The sequence below is a fragment of the Streptomyces sp. D2-8 genome (assembly GCF_023184515.1).
Taxonomy (GTDB): Bacteria; Actinomycetota; Actinomycetes; order Streptomycetales; family Streptomycetaceae; genus Streptomyces.
Genome location: NZ_JAAHBP010000027.1, coordinates 14,699 through 37,690, shown reverse-complemented (window position 1 = coordinate 37,690; position 22,992 = coordinate 14,699). Strand labels below are relative to the sequence as shown.

The window sequence follows — 22,992 nt, the reverse complement described above, 5'->3', positions numbered from 1 at the left end:
GAGCGATCTGTTACGACGGGGGAATCGCGTCAGGCACTGCGGGGGGTGGCAGAGATGGTCCTAGGGGCAGGGGAGTCGGACTCCACCTGCTGGTGGTCCCGTTGGTCCAGGTTCACAAAGATCATTCCGTACCGTACGGCACATCGAACTGGCTGCGGCGCCCCCCGAGGCCGCCGCAGACACCGGTACGCCCGTACGTCCTCGTCGTCGTCCCGCGTGACGACCACGGGCTCGCCGAAAACGGTCACCATCAACGAGTCACCGCTGTGGGGGATGGCGGTGACCAGGTCGATGAAGTGCCAGCCGGAGCGGTAGGCGGTGGCCATTTCACGACGGAAGGAGCGGTCGTCGGGTGGAGTGGTCACGGTCAGCTCCCGGATCCGGCTGCCCCGGAGCTCGGCCAGCTGCTGTTCTCCGCTCCGTGAGCGCTGTTCACGGCGACGGACGGCCAGCTGCTGTTCGCCCGAGCATCGTCCTTCACATCGGAGAAGCCACTCAGCACACCGAGGGCTACAACGGCGGAGAAGGCGGCGACAAGCACCGAGCGAAGCATTCTGTTACGCATAGTCGGCTTCGTCCTCACTTGAAGGTCCCCTTTTCCCCCGTCGAGTACGACGATGGCTCATTCGGGCACGTCATGGCCACACAATCGATGCATCATGTTCCTGCATGTTCAGGACCCTGGGGGGTGGAAATTTGGCATCGAACCGGACTAAGGAGACACATCCCCATGCGATGACCGAGTGGTGCGATGAGGGCGGCCGCCTGTATGCCGCCGCACTGCGCGCCGGACGCATCGCACGCGAGGACGTGGAGCCCGCTCCGTGCCTGATGGAGTTCGCCCTGCTCCACCCCGACCCGGACGACCCGAACTGGCTGCGGCCGGTGCCCCCCGCGGTTGCCCTCTCCCGGCAGCTCAACCCGCTGGAGCAGGAGATAGCCGACCGTCGGCGCGTGGCGACCGGACTCGCCGAGACCTTTCAGCCGTTCATGGCCCTGGGCACCCAGCTGGCCGCAGCCAGTGACGCCATCACTGTGCTGGAAGGCGGCGAACGAATCAACGCCGCGCTCAACATGGCCACTTTGCAGTGCCAGGCGGAGATGCTCACCGTCCAGCCAACCGACCGGATGTCCGAGCGCAGCCTCCTGCGCGGCCTGGAGCGTGACCGGCCGCTGATCGAACGCGGTGTGCGCATCCGCACCCTGTACCAGCACACCGCCCGCTACAACCCCGAACAGCTGGCCTACGCCGCCCAGCTCTCCAACGGCAAGGCGGAGTACCGCACCATCGACGAACTCGTCGAGCGGCTGATCATCTGCGACGAGTCCGTCGCCTTCATCCCCGCCCGCGACGATCAGCAAGTCGCCCTGGAACTGCGCCACCCCGGCCTGGTCCGCTACCTCATCAAGCTCTTCGAGTACCTGTGGGACCGGTCGGTTCCGCTCAGCACCGGCACACCGTACGAGACCGCCCGCGACGGCATCACGGAGATCCAGTACTCCATAGCCAAGCTCCTGGTCGAGGGACACGTCGACGAAGCCATTGCCCGGCGCCTCGGCATGAACGTGCGCACCTGCCGGGCCCATATAGCCAAGCTCGCGTCCGCTCTGGGCAGCGGCAGCCGTGCCCAACTGGGTTACCTCATCGCCCAGTCCGGCATCCTGAAGCAGGACCAGGAAGGAGCCGCCGGTTGACCTCGCGGCCGCACCGGGAGCACGACGTCGACGACCTGTGCCCCGAAGGAACGGAGTTGTACGCACGGGCCCTGCGTGAGGCCAGGTGCCCGCAGAGGAGGCGCGCGCCGCACCCTGCCTGATCGACTTCGGTCTGCTGCACCCGGCCGCCCACGATCTGAGCAGCCTGGAGCCCGCCGCACCGGCTGTCGCGCTCCATCGTTTTCTGCGGCTCTCCGAGAACCGGATCGCCCGGGAACGCCGGCGCGAGGAACGGCTCGCCGCGCTGTTCCAACCGTTGATGCGGATCGACACCGGCCCCGTACCGACGCGGAGGACTCCCCGTCGCTCACCGTCCTCAGCGGCTCGGAACGCATCAACCGGGCCATCACCGAGGCCATGGCCGACGCGACGAAGGAACTGCTCTGCATCCAACCCAACATCCACTACAGCGATCAGCGCGGGCAGGCAGCCCACCCCATCGCTCTGGCCCGGGACCAGGCACTGCTGGATCGAGGCGGCCGCATCCGCACGCTCTACCCGCACACGATCCGCCACGTGCCCATCGCCCTGGCGCGCTATGAGCAACTGCGCGGCGACGCCGAGGCACGCACGCTCGACGAGGTCACCGACCGCCTCATCCTCGTCGACGGCTCGGTCGCCTTCATCCCCGCCGACAAGGACGCCCCTTGCCCTCGAGGTCCGCCACCCCGCCCTCATCTCCCACTTCACGACCACCTTCGACCGCCTCTGGCGCCTAGCCACCCCCATGCACCCGAAGGCCGCCGCCCCCCAGCCCTCCCACGAAGGCATCACCCCCCGCCAACACGCCATAGCCGCCCTCCTCGTCGAAGGCCACACCGACGCCGTCATCGCCGACCGGCTCGGCATGAACGTCCGCACCGCCCGTGTCCACATCGCCAAGCTCGCCGCGACGCTGGGGAGTCAGAGCAGGGCGCAGCTCGGGTATCTCATCGGGCAGTCCGGGATTCTTGACCGGGAACGCTGAGGGGCGTGGTGGAGTGCTGCGGGCCGTCCAGGCCCGCCTGGGCGATCCGCACGCCCAGCTGCGTACGGCTCGCCGCCCCCAGCGTCTCGGAGAGGCGCGCGATGTGCGCCCGGCAGGTCCGGACGCTTATGCCCAGCCGCTCGGCGATCACCGCGTCCTGGTGCCCCTCCGCCAGCAGGGCGGCGATCGACTGCTCCCGGTGGGAGATGCCCTCGATGCCGGTGTCTGGGAGCGGGGCCGTGAGGGGGATGCCGAGGCGCCAGAGCCGTTCGAAGACCGTGACGAGGTAGGCGACGATCGCCGGGTGCCGTAGCTCCAGGGCCATCGTGCGGTCGGTGTTGGCGGGGATGAACGCCACCGTCCGGTCGAAGAGGATCAGCCGGTCGATCACCTCGTCCAGCGTGCGCGCCTCCACCGCGTCGCCCATCAGCTCCAGATAGGTCAGCAACCCCTGCCCGTGCCGGGCGACATGCGTGTACAGGTCCCTCATCCGCACACCCCGGCCGCGCAGCGCCAGCGCCCGGTGCAGCCCCTCGGACAGCTCCGCCTCGCGGCGGATGCCGCCGGGCTGGACCGTGAGCACCTCGGCCGTGCACGCCTGGGTCGCCTCGTCCATCGCGGCCTGGATCCGGGCGAGTCCGTCCAGGACCCGGATCGCCGGGCCCTCCGCCGCCGACGCGGCCGGCCGCACCTGGCGGCCCAGCCCGGCGTACCGTTCGACTGCCTCGACGGCCGAGCCCATCCGCCGCTGGCTCGCACTGACCTCGTCGTACATCCCGCGCAGCAGCCGGGTCATGACCTCCTGCGGGGAGGTCGGCACCAGCCAGTCCATGTCGTCGGGGTCCGGGTGCAGCAGGGCGAGTTCCAGCAGGCAGGGCACCGGTTCCGCGTCCCGGCGCGGCACCCGGCCGCGCCGTACGGCCCGGGAATACACGCGATCCCCGGCCTCGCACAGTCGGTCGGCACCATGGGGATGCTCATCCGCCCCGTGCCCGGCCATCGCCCATCCCACCCCCGGTTTCGCCGTCTTTCCGCAGCGCAACTATGCGCGGACCAGACGTGCTCCGCAACACGGCTCCCCGCGCGACGCGCACCGGAAACCACCGGTTGGCACCGGTATCTCCGAGCCTCGGACCGGCACGTCGCAGCAGCTGGCCAGGGGTGGGTGAACCCGGCTCGGGACGCGGCTACTTCAGGCCGATGGTCCGGCAGGCCGCCTTGTACTCGGCCGTGCAGATGTCCGACAGCTTGTAGATGTCGTCGGCGACCACCGTGTCCTTGATGTTCTCCTTGGTGAGCGCGACCACGGGCACGAGGTGCGCCGGGATGCCCTTGTCCGTGGGGCTGTCGACCTTGTCGCGGGCCAGGGCGGCGAACTGGATGTCGCGGCCCTGGACCTTGGCGACGGCCATCTCCGCGGCGTTCTCCGCCTCCTGCGGGTACGACTTGTACACGCTCATGTACTGCTCGCCGCTGATGATCCGCTGCACGGCCGGCAGTTCCGCGTCCTGCCCGGTGATCGGCGGCAGCTCGGTCACGCCCGCGGCCTCCAGGGCCTTGACGATGCCGCCCGCCATGCCGTCGTTGGCGGAGTACACCGCCGCGATGTTGCCCTTGCCGATCTTCTCGATCGCGCCGGCCATGTTGGCCTCGGCGTTCTCCGGCTTCCAGTCCTTGGTGTCGAACGACTGGGCGATCGTCACCTTGCCGTTCAGCTCGGACATCGCCCCCGCCTTGAACTGCTTGGCGTTGGGGTCGGTGGGCGAGCCGTTCATCATGACGATCTTGTCGGAGAGGCTCGCGTCCTCCCCGATGGCCTCCAGCAGGGTGCGGCCCTGGACCTCGCCGACCAGCTCGTTGTCGAAGGAGATGTACGCGTCGATCGGGCCCTCGGCCAGCCGGTCGTAGGCGATGACCGGAATGCCGGCCTCCTTCGCCTTCTTCACGCCGCTCGCGATGGCCTGCGAGTCGACCGCGTCCAGCAGGATCACGTCGACCCGGTCGTCGATCATCTGCTGCATCTGGGTCGCCTGCTTGTCCGCGTTCGCCTCGGCGTTGGCGTACTCGACGCGGCCCTTGTCGTTGGTGAGCGACTCGACCTTGCGCTTGATGATGGGGTAGTCGAAGTTCTCGTACCGCGTGTTCGCCTTCTCGGGCAGCAGCAGTCCCACGGTGATGTCGTTGCCCTTCGCCGGGCTCGCGTCGTCACTGCTCCCCGCCGCGTTGAGCGCGCCGCAACCGGCGAGCGTGACGGACATCGTGGCGGCTGCCACGGATATGGCGATACGACGCATGCGGAGCTCACTTCGCGTGTGATTCGGACGTGGGCACAGCTTTGGTGCCCATGTGACTGAAAAGCCAACGCTTCCGCGCCCCCCAGCGTCAAGCGGAAGCACTTAACGAGATGACAACACCACGCTCCGCAGCACTTGTGAAGACTCTGCGGAATGGCCTTCAAGCAACATGCACTGCGCAGTCATCCACAGGAGACCCGGCAAAATCGGGTCAAGGTATACGAAAAGGGCCGGGAGTTGCCTCCCGGCCCTTTTCCGGCCCTTTCACGGGCGCATGCGCGTCAGTCGGACTGCTGCTGCCGCTTCGGCCGCCACACCACCAGCGCGCTGGTCTGCTGCACCTCCTGGTACGGCACCAGGTCACGGCGGTACGACGCGTGCACCGCGGCCTCGCGCTGGCGCATCGCCGCCGCCGCGCCGTCGAGCGCGTCCTCCAGCTCGGCCACCCGGGCCTGGAGCGCGGCGACCTGGTTCTCCAGTTCGATGATGCGCTTGATTCCGGCCAGGTTGATGCCCTCGTCCTGTGACAACTGCTGGACGGTGCGCAGCAGTTCGATGTCGCGGGCCGAGTAGCGCCGGCCCCGGCCGGCGGTGCGGTCGGGGGACACCAGGCCCAGCCGGTCGTACTGGCGCAGGGTCTGGGGGTGCAGGCCGGACAGCTGGGCCGCCACCGAGATGACGTAGACCGGGGTTTCCTCGGTCAGTTCATACGGATTGCGCCGACGACCGTCCATCTGACTCATGCTCCCTTCGCGGCCTGGAACAGATCCGCCCGCGGATCCTCACCCGCGGTCGCCTCGCGATACGCCTCGAGTGCGTCACGAGCCTTCCCCGTCAGGTCCTTCGGAACACTCACCTCGACGGTGACCAGGAGGTCGCCGCGGGTGCCGTCCTTGCGGACCGCGCCCTTGCCCCGGGCGCGCATGGTGCGCCCGTTGGGCGTGCCCGGCGGCAGCTTCAGCGTGACGGGCGGGCCGCCCAGGGTGGGCACCCGCACCTCGCCGCCGAGGGCCGCCTCGGTGAAGGTCACCGGGACGGTGACCGTGAGGTTGTCCTCCTTGCGGCCGAACACCGGGTGGGAGTCGACGTGCACGACCACGTAGAGGTCGCCCGCCGGCCCGCCGCGCTCGCCCGGCGCTCCCTTGCCGCGCAACCGGATCCGCTGGCCGTCGCTGACGCCCGCGGGGATGCGCACCTGCATGGTCCGCGAGGACTTGGCCCGGCCGCTGCCCTTGCAGACCTCGCAGGCGTTCTCCGCGATCAGACCGCGGCCCTTGCAGTCCGGGCAGGGGTCGGTGAGGGAGAAGCCGCCGCCGCTGCCCCGGGCGACCTGCCCGGTGCCGACGCAGGTCGGGCACACGCGCGGTGTGCCGTTCTTGTCGCCGGTGCCCGAGCATGCCTTGCAGGGTGACTGCGACGACATCCGCAGCGGGACGGTCGCGCCCTCGATCGCCTCCGTGAAGCTGAGCGTGACCTCGGACTCGATGTCCTGGCCGCGCCTGGGGTGCGTACGCGTCCCCGGCCCGCCCGCGCCGCCGCGGTTGAACAGGCCCCCGAAAACGTCACCGAGTCCGCCGCCGAAGCCGCCGGCTCCCTGGCCGCCGCCACCCTGGGCGCCGCCTCCGAAGAGGTCGCCCAGGTCGAAGTTGAAGGAGCCGCCCGCGCCGCCCGGCCCCGGGCGGAAACTGCCGTTGCCGAAGAGGGCGCGCGCGTCGTCGTACTCCTTGCGCTTCTTGGGATCGCCGAGGATGTCGTTGGCCTCGGAGATCTCCTTGAAGCGCTCCTCCGCCTTGACGTTTCCCTTGTTGGCGTCCGGGTGGAACTCGCGGGCGAGCTTCCGGTACGCCTTCTTGATCTCGGCCTCGGTGGCGTCCTTGGGGACGCCGAGGACCTTGTAGTAGTCCTTCTCGATGAAGTCCTTGGTGCTCATCCTCGACGCCCCTCCTTCCCTTCGTTGATGACGTCAGCCCTCGTCCGGGCCACCGCTCTCCTTGTCGTCGGCGTCGGCGGACTCGTCCGCCTTGACCGTCTGCGCCCCCGGCTGGGGTTCGGCCACCGCCACCCGCGCGGGGCGGATGGTGCGCTCGCCGATCCGGTAGCCGGGCTGCAGGATCGCGACGCATGTCGTCTCGGTGACGTCCGGCGCGTAGCTGTGCATCAGGGCTTCGTGGATCGTCGGGTCGAAGGGCTCGCCCTCCTTGCCGAACTGCTGCAGGCCCATCTTCGCCGCGGTGCCCTCCAGCGACTCGGCGACGGACTTGAAGCCGCCGACCAGTTCGCCGTGTTCACGCGCCCGGCCGATGTCGTCGAGCACGGGCAGGAGCTCGGTCAGGAGGTTCGCGATGGCGATCTCCTTGACCGCGATCCGGTCGCGCTCGACCCGGCGGCGGTAGTTCTGGAACTCGGCCTGGAGGCGCTGGAGGTCCGCCGTGCGCTCGCTGAGCGCCGTGCGGGCCTGGTCCAGCTGGGCCACCAGGGCCGCGTCCTGGCCCGTGTCCCCGGCCGGGGCCGCCCCCTCCTCCGCGGAGGGGGAGGCGGCCTTCGGCTCGGCGTCGTCGGAGGTGGCGCCGGAAGGGACGTCGGGCTGCTGCTCGTCGAAGCCCGGGGTCTCCTCCGTCACGCGGCACCGTCCTTCCGGTCACGCGGCTCGTCGACGATCTCGGCGTCGACGACGTCGTCGTCGGCCTTGGCGTCACCGGCACCCGCCGCTCCGGCCCCGGCCGAGTCGCCTCCGGCTGCCTGCGCGGCGTTCGCGTCGGCGTACATGGCCTGGCCGAGCTTCTGGGAGACGGCCGCGACCTTCTCGGTGGCGGTGCGGATCTCGGCGGAGTCCTCGCCCTTGAGCTTCTCCTTCAGCTCGGCGACGGCTTCCTCGACCTCGGTCTTGATGTCGCCCGGGACCTTGTCCTCGTTGTCCTTGAGGAACTTCTCGGTCTGGTAGACGAGCTGCTCGCCCTGGTTGCGGGACTCGGCGGCCTCGCGGCGCTTGTGGTCCTCCTCCGCGTACTGCTCGGCCTCCTGGCGCATGCGGTCGACCTCGTCCTTCGGCAGCGAGGAGCCGCCGGTGACGGTCATCTTCTGCTCCTTGCCCGTGCCCAGGTCCTTGGCGGTCACGTGCATGATGCCGTTGGCGTCGATGTCGAAGGACACCTCGATCTGCGGGACACCGCGGGGCGCCGGCGGCAGACCGGTCAGCTCGAACATCCCGAGCTTCTTGTTGTACGCCGCGATCTCGCGCTCGCCCTGGTAGACCTGGATCTGCACGGACGGCTGGTTGTCCTCGGCGGTGGTGAAGATCTCGGACCGCTTGGTCGGGATCGTCGTGTTCCGCTCGATCAGCTTGGTCATGATGCCGCCCTTGGTCTCGATACCGAGGGACAGCGGGGTGACGTCGAGGAGCAGGACGTCCTTGACCTCGCCCTTGAGGACACCGGCCTGCAGGGCGGCGCCGATGGCGACGACCTCGTCCGGGTTCACGCCCTTGTTGGCGTCCTTGCCGCCGGTCAGCTCCTTGACGAGCTCGGCGACGGCGGGCATACGGGTCGAGCCGCCGACCAGGACGACGTGGTCGATCTCGCTGATGGAGATGCCGGCGTCCTTGATGACGTTGTGGAACGGCGTCTTGCAGCGCTCCAGGAGGTCCGCGGTCAGCTGCTGGAACTGGGCGCGGGTGAGCTTCTCGTCGAGGTGCAGGGGGCCCTCGGCGGAGGCGGTGATGTAGGGCAGGTTGATCGAGGTCTCGGTGGACGAGGACAGCTCGATCTTCGCCTTCTCGGCGGCCTCGCGCAGACGCTGCAGGGCCATCTTGTCCTTGCCCAGGTCCACGCCGTGGCCGGACTGGAACTGCTGGACGAGGTAGTCGACGACGCGCTGGTCCCAGTCGTCACCGCCGAGGTGGTTGTCACCGTTGGTGGCCTTCACCTCGACGACACCGTCGCCGATCTCCAGCAGCGAGACGTCGAACGTACCGCCACCGAGGTCGAAGACCAGGATGGTCTGGTCGTCCTTGTCGAGGCCGTAGGCCAGGGCGGCGGCCGTCGGCTCGTTGACGATGCGCAGCACGTTCAGACCGGCGATCTCGCCGGCCTCCTTCGTGGCCTGGCGCTCGGAGTCGTTGAAGTACGCCGGGACGGTGATGACCGCGTCGGTCACCTTCTCGCCCAGGTAGGACTCGGCGTCCCGCTTGAGCTTCTGGAGCACGAAGGCGCTGATCTGCTGCGGGTTGAAGGGCTTCCCGTCGAGCTCGATCTTCCAGTCCGTGCCCATGTGACGCTTGACGGAGCGAATGGTCCGGTCCACGTTCGTGACCGCCTGGCGCTTGGCCACCTCTCCGACGAGCACCTCACCGTTCTTGGCGAAGGCGACGACGGACGGCGTGGTCCTGGCGCCCTCGGCGTTGGTGATGACGGTGGGCTCGCCGCCCTCCAGAACGCTGACGACGGAGTTAGTCGTGCCCAGGTCGATGCCGACCGCACGTGCCATGGTTGATTCCTCCAGCTGACTTGAGTGGAACGGACTCAAGTGTGCACGACGGCCCCCAACCGGTCAACAGAGCTGAGTCGGGCAGGCTCAACTCTTATCCGTTCCTTACACGCAATGGTGCTCCGACCTGCGGCGATACGCTGCGTCCAGGCCCGTACACAGGAACACGCGAAAGAGCGAACACCACCACGAGGGCCCCTCCCGCCACCCACCACAGGGCGTCGGCCCCGATCCGGCCGGCATGCGCGAGTACCCCGACGAGCACCCCGGACAACGCCCCGATTCCCAGCAGCAGACTCACCCCCGGCGCGGTCAGCCCGAGCCGCCGCAGCCGATGCGCGAGATGGTCGGGCCCGCCGCGCAGCACGCCCCGCCGGGCCGACCGCCGGGACACCAGGACGAGCACGGCATCGGCACCCACCACGGCGGTCAGCGCGAACAGGACCCCCGCGCTCTCCCCGATCCCGAACCCGGCCCGGGCGTGCACGGCCCCCACGGCGATCACGAACCCCGCGGCCATGGACCCGCAGCTTCCCAGCGCCACGCGCGCGGGGTGCCAGTTGTGAAGCAGCAACCCGGTCAACGCGGCGGCCAGCACACTCATCAGCCCCGCGATCCCGTCCATCACCTCGACGGCCGCACAGGCCGCCACCCCGAAGGCGGTGACGACCCCGACCGTACCCGCCAGGCCGTCGGCGTGATCGAGCCCCCGGAACCCGAGCACCACCGCCACGACCCACACGACGGCCAGCATCCCGGTCCCCACCCCCGTCTCCCCGTACGGCACGACACACGCGGCCGCCACGCCCGTGCCGGCGGCCAGCACCCGCCGCCGCAGCCGCCACGCGTCACCGACGAGCCCGAGCAGCGCGACGGCGCCCGCCGCGACGAGCACCCCCCGCGTCCCGTCGGCGGGCGGCGCGACCCCCAGCCACCCCCCGGCACCGACGACCAGCCCCGTGACGAGCACGACGGCCGCACCCCCGGACAGCGGTACGTCCCGCGTCCGCCGTCGCTCGACCAGCCGCAGCCGCAGCGCGGGGGCCCGCAGGACGGCCGCGAGCAGGGCGGTGAGGACGAGGGCGGTGGCGGCGGCGGTGATCCCGTAGAGCACGGATATAAGTTAGGCGGGACTATGACATTTCGGTATGAATAACACGGCGGGATCGCGATGAGATCCCGACCGGATCCGGTCTGTTTCTGAGGCAACCCTCAGCGATTCAGATCACTGCCCACCCGGCTACAGTGCGGCGGAGGATGAGGGTAGTCTCAGACGGACTGCATAAGTTACCGCTTAGTAATTTCGGGGAACCCTGGAAAACACCAGGTCCCCCCGACGAAACCCCTCGCAGGCCCGAGGAGCCCCCATGCAACTCGCCGCGATCATCGTGTCGCTGGTACTGACCGTGATCGGCGTCGCGCTTCTCGCGCGCGCGATCGGCCAGTTCGTCCGGTACTTCAAGCTGGGCCAGCCGGTCCCGGCCGGAACCCGGACCGACAACCCCTACCAGCGCAGCGTGACCCTGGTGAAGGAGTTCCTCGGCCACACGCGCATGAACCGGTGGGGCATCGTCGGTGTCGCGCACTGGTTCGTCGCCGTCGGCTTCCTGACGCTGCCGCCGACCCTCGCCCAGGCGTTCGGCCAGCTGTTCCAGGCCGACTGGGTGCTGCCGGTCATCGGCGGCTTCCTGCCGTTCGAGCTGTACATCGAGTTCATCGGTGTGATGACGGTCCTGGGCATCGCGGTGCTCATGGTGATCCGGCTGCTGAGCCTGCCCTCGCGGGCCGGCCGCAAGTCCCGCTTCGCCGGTTCCAAGGCGGGCCAGGCGTACTTCGTCGAGTACGTCATCCTCACCATCGGCCTGGCGATCTACGTGCTGCGGGGCCTGGAGGGCGCGCTCCACCACGTCGACCACTACGAGGCGTCGTACTTCGCGTCGTACCCGCTGGTGCTCGCGTTCAAGGGGCTGAGCGTCTCCGCGCTGCAGAACCTCGTCTACCTGGTCGCGACGATCAAGATCGGCACCTCGTTCATCTGGATGATCGTGGTGTCGCTCAACACCAACATGGGTGTCGCCTGGCACCGCTTCCTCGCCTTCCCGAACATCTGGTTCAAGCGCGAGGCGAGCGGCGGCACGGCCCTCGGCGCGCTCCAGCCCATGACGTCCGGCGGCAAGCCGATCGACTTCACCGACCCGGGCGACGACGACGTCTTCGGCGTGTCCCAGGTGGAGCAGTACTCCTGGAAGGGCCTGCTGGACTTCTCCACCTGCACCGAGTGCGGCCGCTGCCAGTCGCAGTGCCCCGCCTGGAACACGGGCAAGCCCCTCTCCCCCAAGCTGCTCATCATGTCCCTGCGGGACCACGCGCACGCCAAGGCGCCGTACCTGCTGGCCGGCGGCGGCAAGACGATGGAGGGCGAGGAGAAGGCGTCCGAGGAGCAGCTCAAGGACGTCCCCGCGTCCGCCCTCGCGGAGGCCGAGCGTCCGCTGGTCGGCACGCTGGAGGAGAACGGCGTCATCGACCCGGACGTCCTGTGGTCCTGCACCACCTGCGGCGCCTGTGTCGAGCAGTGCCCGGTGGACATCGAGCACGTCGACCACATCGTCGACATGCGCCGCTACCAGGTGATGATCGAGTCGTCGTTCCCGTCCGAGGCGGGCACGATGCTCAAGAACCTGGAGAAGAAGGGCAACCCCTGGGGCCTGGCGAAGAAGCAGCGCCTGGAGTGGCTCAAGGAGGTCGACTTCGAGGTCCCGGTCGTCGGCAAGGACATCGAGGACCTGTCCGAGGTCGAGTACCTGTACTGGGTCGGCTGCGCCGGCGCCCTGGAGGACCGCGCCAAGAAGACCACGAAGGCCTTCGCGGAACTCCTCCACATCGCGGGCGTCAAGTTCGCGATCATGGGCGGCGACGAGAAGTGCACCGGTGACTCCGCACGACGTCTCGGCAACGAGCCCCTGTTCCAGGAGCTCGGCATGGAAAACGTCATGGCGCTGAACATGGCGTTCGGCGAGGAGATGGACGACGAGGGCAAGGTCGTCGCCGAGTCGGCGAAGCCCAAGTCGGCCAAGAAGATCGTCGCTACCTGCCCGCACTGCCTCAACACGCTCGGCAACGAGTACCCGCAGCTCGGCGGCGACTACGAGGTCATCCACCACACGCAGCTGCTCCAGCACCTCGTCGACGAGGGCAAGCTGATCCCGGTCACGCCGGTCGAGGGCATCATCACGTACCACGACCCGTGCTACCTGGGCCGCCACAACAAGATCTACACCCCTCCGCGCGAGATCATCGCCGCCGTCCCGGGCGTCCGCAACGAGGAGATGCACCGCCACAAGGAGCGCGGCTTCTGCTGCGGCGCCGGTGGTGCGCGGATGTGGATGGAGGAGCGGATCGGCAAGCGCATCAACAACGAGCGTGTCGATGAGGCGCTGTCGCTGAACCCCGACATCGTGTCGACGGCCTGCCCGTTCTGCCTCGTGATGCTCACGGACTCCGTCAACGGCAAGAAGAACGACGGCAAGGCGAAGGAGTCCATCCAGGTGGTGGACGTCGCTCAGCTGCTGCTGGACTCGGTGAAGACGCCGGTCGTGCCGGAGGGCGAGGACGACGGCGACGACGGTGAGCCGCCGGCGGGCACGTCGGACTCTACGAGCGCGCCGGAGCCGGAGCCGGTGAAGTAGGCGGTTCTCGCGGGTTGTTCTCGACGCCCCCTGCCCTGAGTCATCGGGCAGGGGGCGTCGGCGTTTTCCCTACGGCGTACGGCCCCGGCTCTCGGCAACGCGGAGGATGTCCCGCAGCGCCTCGGTCAGCCGCTCGGCCAGGAAGCGCAGTTGCGTCTCGGTGGCGTTCGGAAGCATGTCGTCGGCATGGGCGAGGAGCCGGGCACCCATGCCGAGCTGGGTCGCTTCGGCGAGGTCGGCCAGACGGGACAGGCGTCCCCCACGGTCGTCGGTGATCAGGTAGCTCGACTTGCCCTCAAGGCTGGACCAGGGCAGGAGACGCGCTTCGCGCAACCGCTGTCCCGCCTCCGGCTCTCTCGACTCGAAGCCCGCGCTCATCAAGCGACCTCCGTCCGCTCGATCCGGTAGGGCCCCGGCAGGTCCGGTCCCCAAGGCGCCATGGCCAGCTCGCGACGCCTCTGGCGCTGCCGTGAGCGGCGAGGTAGGGGCGCACGGTGACGGTGGAAGCACCGTCGATAAGGGCTCCCAGCCCGTACGGGCTGCGGTGCGCGGGAAGTGGCGCCCGCTGCGGAAAAGGTGCAGCGGGCATGGTCCGCAGCGTATGAGCGGTGGCGCAGTGTCTACGGGGTGGAGGGGCCAAGAGGCCCACCCACACCAGGAGACGGCGGATAAGGTCGAGCACGTCATCAGCTCCGTTCGGCTTCGCTGGTGGCCACGCCCCCGGACGGCTCCACCCGTCGCGGGGGTTTCTGCGTTCCACATCCATCGCGGTCTACCGCAGTCTACTGCGGTCGCGCGGTCTACCGCAGAGTTTTAGCGTCCACTGCATGAGTCCCGAGCTTGATCGCACCCGCCCCGTCTGGCGGCAGGTAGCAGCAGTCATCGCCGATCGCATCGCCGACGGGTCGTATCCCGTGGGCAGTCGGGTGCCGTCCGTCGTCGAACTGTCCACCGAGTTCGGCATCGCCGCCTCGACAGCGCAGAAGGCCTTGACTCACCTCAAGGCGGAAGGACTCGTCCGGGCAGAGGTCGGTCTGGGGTCGTTCGTCGCGGAGCGCCCCGAGACGCCATCGGACTCGGACGAGGGAGCGTAGGCGAAGGCATTGTTGCGCGCTCGGGTCTGGGGGCCACGACGATGCCGACTACCGTGCCGTAGCTCGGCACGCATCCGACCTGACCGAGCACAACGTCCACGACATCGCCTGAGAGATTCCGCCGAGCCTGCGTCAGGCGAGAAGGACGGCCCGCGTCGTCACTGGGCCCTCACCCAGGCCCGTACCACCCATTGGGGCACGCGCAAGGCGAACCTCCCGGTGCCGGTCACCGAAAGGCCTTGAGCAAGCAGCACCGGCGGCATACAGCAGCCGAAGGGGGGTGCCGGCGCAGTGAGCGCGGCACCCCAGGGGCCTCAGCGGCTTACCCTCACGACCTCCGACGTCGCCGCGCGGAACGACTCCGTCTTGTCGAAGTGCGCACGGAAGTAACCCGCCCGCGCATCGGCGATGTCCGCCGAGAAGGCGTGCCCGTCACCGGCCCCGGCCTGGGTCGTCAGCAGGTCCGTCCACCGCTTGCCGTCTCGCGAGTACTGGATGTGTACCGGGATGTCCGCGGGCGTCCAGTTGTCGGGGAAGTCCATCGAGCCCTCGACGTGCACGCCGCGGTCCTGCGTGCGGGTGGCCGAGAACGAGGTGAACAACGAGGCGCGCAGGACGGTGATCTCGGCGCTGTTCGCGGAGGCCGAGGCGATGAACGGGTCGTCGCTGTGCGAGGCCATGCGGAAGGTGCCGGTCTCCCCCGGGGTGTGGGTGAAGGCCGCGGCCTTGCCGTCCGCACCGGTGGTGAAGTAGCCGACGCTGGTCCAGTTGCCGCCGGAGGAGGCCTCGTAGAGGACGCCACCGCTCTGGCCCTCGAAGGGGACCCAGCCCTGCGGAGTCTCGCGCTCCAGCGTGGCCGTGACGGCGACCTCGTCTCCGAAGTCGATCGTCCGGGCTTCCGCCGGGGCCTGGAAGGTCCAGCGCGTGACCACCTGACGGATGTCGATCTGCGTCGACTCGGACTCGCCGTACAGCACGTACGGGTTGGCGTTGTCGTGCCGGTAGACGGCCTGGACCGACACCGCGTCGTTCACGGTGACCGTGCCGGAGAAGTGACCCTCCACGTCGGTGCGGACGGTGTTCTCCGTCCAGTAGTCCACGTCCAGGTCCACCCGGTGATCCGCCAGGGGCTTCAGCTCGCGGGTCGCCGGCCAGCGCCCCTTCAGGGTGCCGTCGACGCGAACCTGGCGGTGGTCGGTGTCGATCTCCGTGCGGTCGGGACGTACGCCCTCGAACACCGCCGCGACGTAATAGGCGAGGGTGCCCGCGGAGTTGTCGACGGTGCGGTCGCCGTCGGCGTCCGTGGCCTCGACGCGGACGTCGTAGCGACCCAGGTGGGCAAGGTCGAGAGGCTGCTTCGTACGCCACACACCGTTGTCCGCCGTGCCGGAGGCGAGGCCGAACGCCTCGTACTCCACGACGGCGACCTCCTGCTGCGTGGCGGCGGAGACGATATGGGCCCGGATTCCCGTGATGGCGCTGTCGGAGCTGATGCCGACTTCCAGGGTGCCGAGATCGCCGGAGGCGCTGTGCGCCCACCGGACGTCAGGGGCCTGCGCCTCCGCGGCGTTCGCGGCCGGAGTACCGGTCACCAGTAGTGCCACGACACCGATGGCGGCCGAAGCCGCCCGGGTTCTGAACAAGGTCCCCCCACAGGGATGCGTCAAGGCCGTGCCCTACGACCGAACGCCCTTTCTATCGCACGGTTTTGACGAGGGTCGCGTGAGTTTCTGCCGAGGACCGTGACATCGGCGTGGCCGCGGGCGACGTCGGCGGGCGGGCGCTCGCGCTCGGCCTGGTCGACGAGGTCGCGATGGACGTGGTGCCGGTCGTCTTCGGCTCGGGCAAGTGGTACTTCGGGTCTGTCGACGCCCGGCGCCTGCTCGAGGACCCGCACGTCGTGATCCGGGGCGACCGGGTGCTGCACCTGCGCTACCGGGTCCGGCGGCAGCCATGACGGCTTCTCCCCGACCATCGGCCGGCAGCTCCGGGCGCGCGGGCTGACCGACGAGACCGGGCTGCTCTGCGTGCCGAGTGCCGCACACTCCCCGCAGCCCCGCAGACCAACCGAACTCACGTACAACCCTTACGTCCCTCCGCGGGTCTCTTGATCGCCGACCACCCGTGAACGCCCGGACAACTCCCAGCGAACACGGACAGTCCGGCCCTCCATCGACTGTGGATGTCCGCCAGGCATCCCCCGCATGCAGCAGGAGACCCCGCATGCAGCAGCACGAGCGCCCCTCGGGGCGCCGTCACGCACCCGCTCACCCGTCCCGCCGCCCCCGCCTGCGGCTCGCCCTGGCGGGGGCGGCCGCGGCCGCCCTGACCGGCACGCTGCTCTCGGCCACGGCCGGCACGGCGACGGCCGCGGACGGCACGCACGCCCCGCGGGCCGACTTCAACGGCGACGGCATCGGCGACTGAGCCACCCCGCACAGGCCGATCCGCCCGCGCCCGGCGCAGCCACCCCACACAGGCCGAGCCACCCGCGCCCGGCGCAGCCACCCCGCACCGCCCCAGCCACCCGCGCCGGCGGAGCCACCCCGCATCCCCCTTCGGGACCGGGCCTTCCAGGTCCGGCCCCTTCCCCACCCGGAGCCCCACCTTGCGCAAGCGCACCCTCCTGCTGGCCGCCACGCTCACCACCGGCCTGCTCACCACCACCCCCGCCACCGCCGCCCCTTCCGGTCTCGCCGGGGACTTCAACGGCGACGGATACCGGGACATCGCGGCCGGCGCCGCCTGCACCACCGTCGGCTCGGCCTCCTGCGCCGGTGCCGTCGTCGTGCTGTACGGCTCGGCGTCCGGTGTCTCCGCCACCCGCAGGGCCGTCATCACCCAGAACTCCCCGGGCGTGCCCGGCACCGCCGAGCCGGGCGACCTGTTCGGCTCCTCCCTGGCCACCGGCGACCTGGACCGGGACGGCTACTCCGACCTCGTCGTCGGCGCGAGCAACGAGAGCATCGGTGACCGGGACGGCGTCGGCTCCGGCACCGTCCTGTGGGGCAGCAAGTCGGGACTGACCAGCGGCAAGGGCCTGCCGCAGCCGACCACGCTCTCCGAGTACGGCGGCTTCTCCCGGGGCATCGCCACCGGCGACTTCGACGGCGACGGCGACACCGACGTCACGCTCACCGGCCAGAGCCACACCCGCCTCTACCAGGGCCCCTTCACCCGCACCGGCGGCCCGCTGACCCACACCCGCGTCGGCGAGCTCGGCACCACGTTCGAGGTGATCGCCGGCGACCTCACCGGCGACGGCGCAGCCGAGCGCGTCTACCCGTTCAACGTGGACGGAGACACCGGCGGCCAGATCGACTACTTCCGCTGGACCGGCACGACGTACAAGATGGCCGATCTGCCGAACGCCGACGGCTACCCCGGTTCCATCGGCGACATCAACCGCGACGGCTACGGCGACCTCGTCCTCGGCGACCACGGGGACCCGTACGACCTCAAGCCCGGCGGCCACAAGGGCGGCCAGATCACCGTCTGGTACGGCGGCCCGAACGGCCCCGACCCGGCGCAGCAGCCGACCGTCGTCCACCAGGACACCACGGGCGTGCCCGGCGCGGGCGAGGCCGGGGACGGTTTCGGCTCGGCGGTGAGCACCGGCGACATCAACGGCGACGGGTACGCCGACGTCGTCGTCTCCGCCCCGGGCGAGGACATCGGCTCGGCGCGGGACGCGGGCTCGGTGACCGTGCTGTTCGGCTCCGCCTCCGGCCTGAAGACCACCGGCGTGAAGTCGTACACCCAGAACACCGCCGGGGTGCCCGGCTCCGCCGAGGCCCGGGACCGCTTCGGGTCGGCGGTCGATCTGACCGACGTGACCAAGGACGGCAAGGCGGACCTCGTCGTCGGTGTCGACGGCGAGAACTCCACGGGCGGCCTGTGGACCCTGCGCGGCTCCGCCTCCGGCCTGACCACGAGCGGCGCGCAGGGCATCACCACCACCGCCGTCTCCCTCAAGGGCGGCGCCTACCTCGGCTCGGTCCTCGCCCAGTGACGCCCCGTCGAACCTCCAGTGAGGCACCCACCGCCATGCGCACCCGTATCACCGCCGCCGTCCTCGCGGCGACCCTGACCCCGCTCGCCCTCACCCTCTCCGCCCCCGCCGCGCACGCCGCGACGGCCGCCGCCCCCTACGACTTCAACGGCGACGGCCGCACCGACCTCGCGATCGGCGCGCCGGGCGCCACGGTCGCCGGGCAGGCGAAGGCGGGCGCCGTGACCGTCGTCTACGGCAGCACGAGCGGACCGAAGAGCGCCACGCGCACACTCCTCACCCAGAACACCGCCGGCATGCCGGGCGCCGCCGAGGCCGACGACGCGTTCGGCGCCGCGCTCGCCTCCGCCGACCTGAACACCGACGGCTACGCCGACCTGCTGATCGGCACACCCGGCGAGGACGGCAGCGACAACAACGACGGCACCGTCACCATCGTCTGGGGCGGCGCCTCCGGCCTGTCCGGCGCCCGTTCGCTGTTCAGCTTCTTCAGCACCGACTACGACCGCTACGGCCAGACCCTCGCCGCCGGCGACTTCGACGGCGACGGCGACACCGACGTCGCCGTCGGCTCCACAGGGCCGGTCACCCTCTCCCTGGTGAGCGGCCCGATCACCAGGACGAGCGCCTCCAACGGCGGCTCGGGCTCGCGCAACGACTGGTGGGCCTCCTCCTACGGCGTCACCCACCTGTCCGCCGGCGACATCACCGGCGACGGCCACCCCCGGGTGGTCCTGCACGGCCGCGCCGCGCACACCGACGACGCGACGACCGCCCTGGCCGACATGAAGATCGGCAACTACAGCGACTGGCTGCGGAAGCTGCCCGCCGGCTACGTCTCCGCCGTCGGGGACATCGACGGCGACGGCCACGACGACATCGCCGTGGGCAACGACCGGGAGACGTCGGCCGACCCGGCGGGCGCGCTCGGCGGCAAGGTCAGCGTCGTCTACGGCGGCCCGGAGGGCCCGGACCCGGACCGCGCCCCGCTCGTCCTCACCCAGGACACCGCCGGTGTGCCCGGCGCCTCCGAGAAGGGCGACCGCTTCGGCAGCGGCGTCTCGCTCGGCGACATCAACGGCGACGGCCACGCCGACCTGGCGATCGGCACCGCGGGCGAGAACAGCTCCGCCGGTGCCGTCACCGTGCTGTACGGCTCGGCGTCCGGCCTCACCACCAAGGGCGCCATGTCGTACAGCCAGAACACCGCCGGTGTGCCCGGCGCCTCGGAGCAGGGCGACCGCTTCGGCCAGCGCGTCACGCTCACCGACCACACCGGCGACCGCCGCGCCGACCTGTCCGTCTCCGCGCCGGGCGAGAACGCCGGCGACGGCGCCGTCTGGTCCCTGCGCGCCACGGCGACCGGCCTCACGACCTCCGGCTCGACGAGCTTCGGACCGGGCACGACGGGCATCTCGACGGCCGGCGCCCCGGGCTACGGGACCGCACTCAACTCCTGACCACCACCGCTTCCGGCCGAAGAAGGGCACCTCCTCCGGCCTCTCCTCGGGCGCGTCCAAGACCCTCAGCGACCGGCAGCAGGGCCTCTACCCGAGCCCGGTCATCGGCGACTTCGACAAGAACGGCCACGGCGACATCGCCCTCGGCGTGCCCGACAAGGACAACGGCAAGGGCGCGGTCACCATCTGGCGCGGCACGGCGTCGGGCCCGGGCACGTCGGTCACCCTCACCCAGGCCACCTCCGGCGTCTCCGGCACCCCCGAGGCCGACGACAACTTCGGCTACGCGATCTCGGCCGCCGACACCAACGGCGACGGCTACGCGGACCTCGCGGTCGGCGTCCCGCACGAGGACGTCGCAGGCGACCAGGACCAAGGCGGCGTCCACGTCTTCCGCGGCGGCTCCGGCGGCCTCAGTGGCGCGCGTTCCTCGTGGATCGCGCAGACGGTGCTGGGCGCGGCCGACTCCCACACCGCCTTCGGCTACACCGTCCGGCTGCGCGACCTGACCGCCGACGGCAAGGCGGACCTGGCCGTCGGCGCGGCGAGCGGCGCGCTGCTCATGCGCGGCACGAGCACGGTCCCGACGAAGACCGGCGCGATCATCCTGCCGGAGCTCGGCGGGTCGCTTCCCGACTGACGTGCACGGGGCCGGCCCGGTGCACGCCGCCCCGGGTCGGCCCAACCCGGACGGGGAGGGCGTTGACCGTCGGCACAGCCGAGATCGCCGGCAGCGTCAACCGTGCTGCGCGGCTCGGCGGCCGGCCGCACTGACCCGGTTCGCTCGACATGTCCACGACCGGCTACCCGAGGGGCCGGGCCAGGACGTGCTCCGACCCACGCCACGGAACAGGGACCGGGGCGAGGCCCGTACGGCCCAACCCTGACGTCCCACGGACGCCCAAAGCCCCTGCCCCTTAAGGGATGTCACAGCTCGGCCGCAAAGCCGGGCCCGGAAGCCCGGGCCCGGCACGCCACCGCCGGGGACCAGGTACGTTCGAAGACGTGGCTGGATTCAGGATCGGACGCGGCCGGAACAACGGCGCTCCTCAGACGCGACCGCACAACCCTCCGAACGGGCAGCAGACGCCGCAGGGGCCGTCGTACGGCTACCCGCAGGCGCCGCAGCCGTACCCGCAGGCGCCGCAGCCGTACGGCAACGGCGGCGGCCCCACGTGGCCGCAGCCGAACGCCGCGCACGGCGGGGGCTACGGCGGCCAGGGCGAGCCGGAGTACTTCGGCGACGGCGCGTACCCGCCCGGCCCGCAGGGTCCGCCCGACCCGTACGCGGCGAACAACCCGGGCCACACCCAGGCCTTCTCGGTCGGCGAGGACCCTTACACCCAGGGCGACACCTACCGCGCCGGCTCGGCGGCCGCGCCGTCCGGCCCGGTCGGCCCGCGCCTGCACTGGAAGGCCCTGCTCCGGGGGATCGTCCTCGCCCCCAACCAGACGTTCCTTCAGATGCGGGACTACTCGATGTGGGGCCCGGCTCTCATCGTCACGTTCCTCTACGGCCTGCTCGCCGTCTTCGGCTTCGACGGCGCCCGCAAGGATGCGATAAACGCCACACTGTCGAACGCGGTCCCGATCGTCCTGACGACGGCCGTCGCGATGGTGCTGAGCGCGTTCGTCCTGGGCGTGGTCACCCACACCCTGGCCCGCCAGCTCGGCGGTGACGGTGCCTGGCAGCCCACGGTCGGCCTGTCCATGCTGATCATGTCCCTCACGGACGCGCCCCGCCTGGTCTTCGCGATGTTCGCGGGCGGCGACGCGATGTTCGTCCAGCTGCTGGGCTGGGCCACCTGGGTCGCGGGCGGCGCCCTGCTGACCCTCATGGTCGGCCGTTCCCACGACCTGCCCTGGCCGAAGGCCCTCGGCGCGTCGGCGATCCAGCTGATCGCACTGCTGTCGATCGTGAAGCTCGGCACGGTCTGAGAGACCGGACGGCACGGACAAGGGGCTCCCCACGGGGAGCCCCTTCTCTGTGATTCCTGCGGGTCAGGCGTCGTGGTCCTGCGGGTCAGGCGTCGAGCACCTGGCCGGCCCGCCGCACCACGGGAGCTTCGACACTCCATGGGAAGTTGATCCAGTCCTCGGTCCGCTTCCACACGTACTCGCACTTGACCAGCGACTGCGACTTCTCGTAGACGACGGCGCTGCGCACCTCGGCGACGGTGTCGAGGCAGAAGTCGCGCACCAGCTTGAGCGTCTTGCCGGTGTCGGCGACGTCGTCGGTGATCAGCACCTTCTTCTGCGAGAAGTCGATCACGTTGGGGACGGGGGCGAGCATGACGGGCATCTCGAGGGTCGTCCCCACACCGGTGTAGAACTCCACGTTCACCAGGTGGATGTTCTTGCAGTCGAGGGCGTAGGCGAGCCCGCCGGCCACGAAGACGCCGCCGCGGGCGATGCTGAGGACTATGTCGGGCTCGTAGCCGTCGTCGGCGATGGCCTGCGCGAGCTCACGCACGGCGACGCCGAACTTCTCGTAGGTCAGGTTCTCCCGTACGTCACTCATGCTCGTGTCGCTCATCTTCGGGTCGCTCACACCTGGGTCCGATGGAAGTTGAGGAAGGACCGGGAGGCCGTCGGCCCGCGCTGCCCCTGGTACCGGGACCCGTACCTCTCGCTCCCGTACGGGAAGTCGGCGGGCGAGCTGAGCTTGAACATGCACAGCTGCCCGATCTTCATCCCCGGCCAGAGCTTGATGGGCAGGGTGGCGAGGTTGGACAGCTCGAGGGTCACGTGCCCGCTGAACCCGGGGTCGATGAACCCGGCGGTGGAGTGCGTCACCAGCCCCAGACGTCCCAGCGAGCTCTTGCCCTCCAGCCGGGAGGCGAGATCGTCGGGCAGGGAGATGACCTCGTACGTGCTGGCGAGGACGAACTCCCCGGGGTGCAGGATGAACGGCTCGTCGCCCTCCGGCTCCACGAGCCGGGTCAGGTCGGACTGCTCGATGGCGGGATCGATGTGGGGGTACCGGTGATTCTCGAACACCCGGAAGTATCGGTCGAGGCGCACATCGATGCTCGACGGCTGCACCATCGATTCGTCGTACGGGTCGATCCGCACCCGCCCTGCATCGATCTCGGCCCGGATGTCTTTGTCTGAGAGAAGCACGCCCCGAGGATACGCAAGGCGCGCGGAGCGACCACAACCGGACGTCTCCGCGCGCCTTGTACCTGATACCTATTGCTTTGTCCGTTACCGCTGCTACCGCTTCTGATAGCTGACGGGCACCACGCTCCGGAGCCGCGCGCATCGCGGGCACCGAAGCA

20 protein-coding genes and 2 pseudogenes are annotated in these 22,992 nt (G+C 70.1%); 10 read left to right on the top strand and 12 right to left on the bottom strand.

Going from position 1 to position 22,992, the window contains the following annotated elements; translation table 11 throughout:
- Positions 1–29: 29 nt before the first annotated feature.
- Positions 30–365 carry a hypothetical protein gene (locus G3I77_RS35580; protein WP_248510565.1) on the bottom strand — a complete coding sequence of 112 codons (336 nt, stop codon included), beginning with the start codon at positions 363–365 and terminating at the stop codon, positions 30–32.
- 370 nt (positions 366–735) lie between these two features.
- On the opposite strand from G3I77_RS35580, the gene G3I77_RS35575 reads away from it, so the two are divergent.
- Positions 736–1,695, top strand: a complete 960-nt coding sequence (locus tag G3I77_RS35575; protein ID WP_248510563.1) for a helix-turn-helix transcriptional regulator — start codon at positions 736–738, stop codon at positions 1,693–1,695.
- Positions 1,692–2,683: pseudogene (locus G3I77_RS35570) on the top strand (helix-turn-helix transcriptional regulator). The gene G3I77_RS35575 and the pseudogene G3I77_RS35570 overlap by 4 nt, the downstream one beginning before the upstream one ends.
- On the opposite strand, the gene G3I77_RS35565 reads toward G3I77_RS35570, so the two are convergent.
- The 7 genes from G3I77_RS35565 to G3I77_RS35535 all read right to left on the bottom strand — a co-directional run bounded on the left by G3I77_RS35565 (position 2,646) and on the right by G3I77_RS35535 (position 10,573).
- Positions 2,646–3,683, bottom strand: a complete 1,038-nt coding sequence (locus G3I77_RS35565) for a LuxR C-terminal-related transcriptional regulator (RefSeq protein ID WP_248510561.1) — start codon at positions 3,681–3,683, stop codon at positions 2,646–2,648. The pseudogene G3I77_RS35570 and the gene G3I77_RS35565 overlap by 38 nt on opposite strands.
- Positions 3,684–3,870: 187 nt before the next feature.
- The gene (locus G3I77_RS35560) at positions 3,871–4,977 is read right to left on the bottom strand and encodes a sugar ABC transporter substrate-binding protein (protein WP_248510560.1); all 1,107 of its coding nucleotides are present in this window, start codon (positions 4,975–4,977) and stop codon (positions 3,871–3,873) included.
- 281 nt (positions 4,978–5,258) lie between these two features.
- Positions 5,259–5,711 (bottom strand): heat shock protein transcriptional repressor HspR, encoded by a 453-nt coding sequence (locus G3I77_RS35555; protein ID WP_031142455.1) that lies wholly within the window; start codon positions 5,709–5,711, stop codon positions 5,259–5,261.
- 5 nt (positions 5,712–5,716) lie between these two features.
- Positions 5,717–6,907 (bottom strand): molecular chaperone DnaJ, encoded by a 1,191-nt coding sequence (dnaJ, locus tag G3I77_RS35550; protein ID WP_248510558.1) that lies wholly within the window; start codon positions 6,905–6,907, stop codon positions 5,717–5,719.
- Between the two features lie 33 nt (positions 6,908–6,940).
- Complete coding sequence (grpE, locus tag G3I77_RS35545) at positions 6,941–7,597, bottom strand: nucleotide exchange factor GrpE (RefSeq protein ID WP_248510556.1); 657 nt, start codon at positions 7,595–7,597, stop codon at positions 6,941–6,943.
- On the bottom strand, positions 7,594–9,459 hold the full coding sequence (gene dnaK, locus G3I77_RS35540; RefSeq protein ID WP_248510555.1) for a molecular chaperone DnaK: 1,866 nt from the start codon (positions 9,457–9,459) through the stop codon (positions 7,594–7,596). The genes grpE and dnaK overlap by 4 nt, the downstream gene beginning before the upstream one ends.
- A gap of 94 nt (positions 9,460–9,553) precedes the next feature.
- Complete coding sequence (locus tag G3I77_RS35535; RefSeq protein ID WP_248510553.1) at positions 9,554–10,573, bottom strand: MraY family glycosyltransferase; 1,020 nt, start codon at positions 10,571–10,573, stop codon at positions 9,554–9,556.
- Positions 10,574–10,826: 253 nt separating this feature from the next.
- Here G3I77_RS35535 and G3I77_RS35530 point away from each other — a divergent pair, with 253 nt between their 5' ends.
- On the top strand, positions 10,827–13,145 hold the full coding sequence (locus G3I77_RS35530; protein WP_248510552.1) for a (Fe-S)-binding protein: 2,319 nt from the start codon (positions 10,827–10,829) through the stop codon (positions 13,143–13,145).
- Positions 13,146–13,214: 69 nt separating this feature from the next.
- On the opposite strand, the gene G3I77_RS35525 is transcribed toward G3I77_RS35530, so the two are convergent.
- The gene (locus G3I77_RS35525) at positions 13,215–13,523 is read right to left on the bottom strand and encodes a hypothetical protein (RefSeq protein WP_248510550.1); all 309 of its coding nucleotides are present in this window, start codon (positions 13,521–13,523) and stop codon (positions 13,215–13,217) included.
- Between the two features lie 449 nt (positions 13,524–13,972).
- On the opposite strand from G3I77_RS35525, the gene G3I77_RS35520 reads away from it, so the two are divergent.
- Positions 13,973–14,239: a GntR family transcriptional regulator gene (locus G3I77_RS35520; protein WP_248510548.1), complete on the top strand. Its 267-nt coding sequence runs from the start codon at positions 13,973–13,975 to the stop codon at positions 14,237–14,239.
- A 314-nt stretch (positions 14,240–14,553) separates the two neighbouring features.
- Here G3I77_RS35520 and G3I77_RS35515 read toward each other — a convergent pair whose 3' ends face one another.
- Entirely contained in the window at positions 14,554–15,843 is a 1,290-nt protein-coding gene (locus tag G3I77_RS35515) for a hypothetical protein (protein ID WP_248510547.1), read from the bottom strand.
- A gap of 128 nt (positions 15,844–15,971) precedes the next feature.
- On the opposite strand from G3I77_RS35515, the pseudogene G3I77_RS35510 reads away from it, so the two are divergent.
- The 6 genes and pseudogenes from G3I77_RS35510 to G3I77_RS35480 form a co-directional block, all read left to right on the top strand.
- Positions 15,972–16,196: pseudogene (locus G3I77_RS35510) on the top strand (dihydrofolate reductase); the annotation flags it as partial.
- A gap of 266 nt (positions 16,197–16,462) precedes the next feature.
- On the top strand, positions 16,463–16,666 hold the full coding sequence (locus G3I77_RS35505) for a hypothetical protein (protein ID WP_248510545.1): 204 nt from the start codon (positions 16,463–16,465) through the stop codon (positions 16,664–16,666).
- Between the two features lie 181 nt (positions 16,667–16,847).
- Entirely contained in the window at positions 16,848–18,251 is a 1,404-nt protein-coding gene (locus G3I77_RS35500) for an FG-GAP repeat protein (protein WP_248510542.1), read from the top strand.
- Between the two features lie 35 nt (positions 18,252–18,286).
- Positions 18,287–19,711, top strand: a complete 1,425-nt coding sequence (locus G3I77_RS40755) for an FG-GAP-like repeat-containing protein (RefSeq protein ID WP_282574341.1) — start codon at positions 18,287–18,289, stop codon at positions 19,709–19,711.
- Between the two features lie 148 nt (positions 19,712–19,859).
- Positions 19,860–20,351 (top strand): FG-GAP repeat protein, encoded by a 492-nt coding sequence (locus G3I77_RS35485; RefSeq protein ID WP_248510540.1) that lies wholly within the window; start codon positions 19,860–19,862, stop codon positions 20,349–20,351.
- A gap of 284 nt (positions 20,352–20,635) precedes the next feature.
- Entirely contained in the window at positions 20,636–21,649 is a 1,014-nt protein-coding gene (locus G3I77_RS35480) for a Yip1 family protein (protein ID WP_248510539.1), read from the top strand.
- 85 nt (positions 21,650–21,734) lie between these two features.
- Here the strand turns inward: G3I77_RS35480 and G3I77_RS35475 are convergent, their stop codons facing one another.
- On the bottom strand, positions 21,735–22,232 hold the full coding sequence (locus tag G3I77_RS35475) for a phosphoribosyltransferase (protein WP_248510537.1): 498 nt from the start codon (positions 22,230–22,232) through the stop codon (positions 21,735–21,737).
- A 26-nt stretch (positions 22,233–22,258) separates the two neighbouring features.
- A complete protein-coding gene (gene dcd / locus G3I77_RS35470; RefSeq protein ID WP_248510535.1) occupies positions 22,259–22,834 on the bottom strand; it encodes a dCTP deaminase in 576 nt (191 codons plus the stop codon).
- Positions 22,835–22,992: the final 158 nt, after the last annotated feature.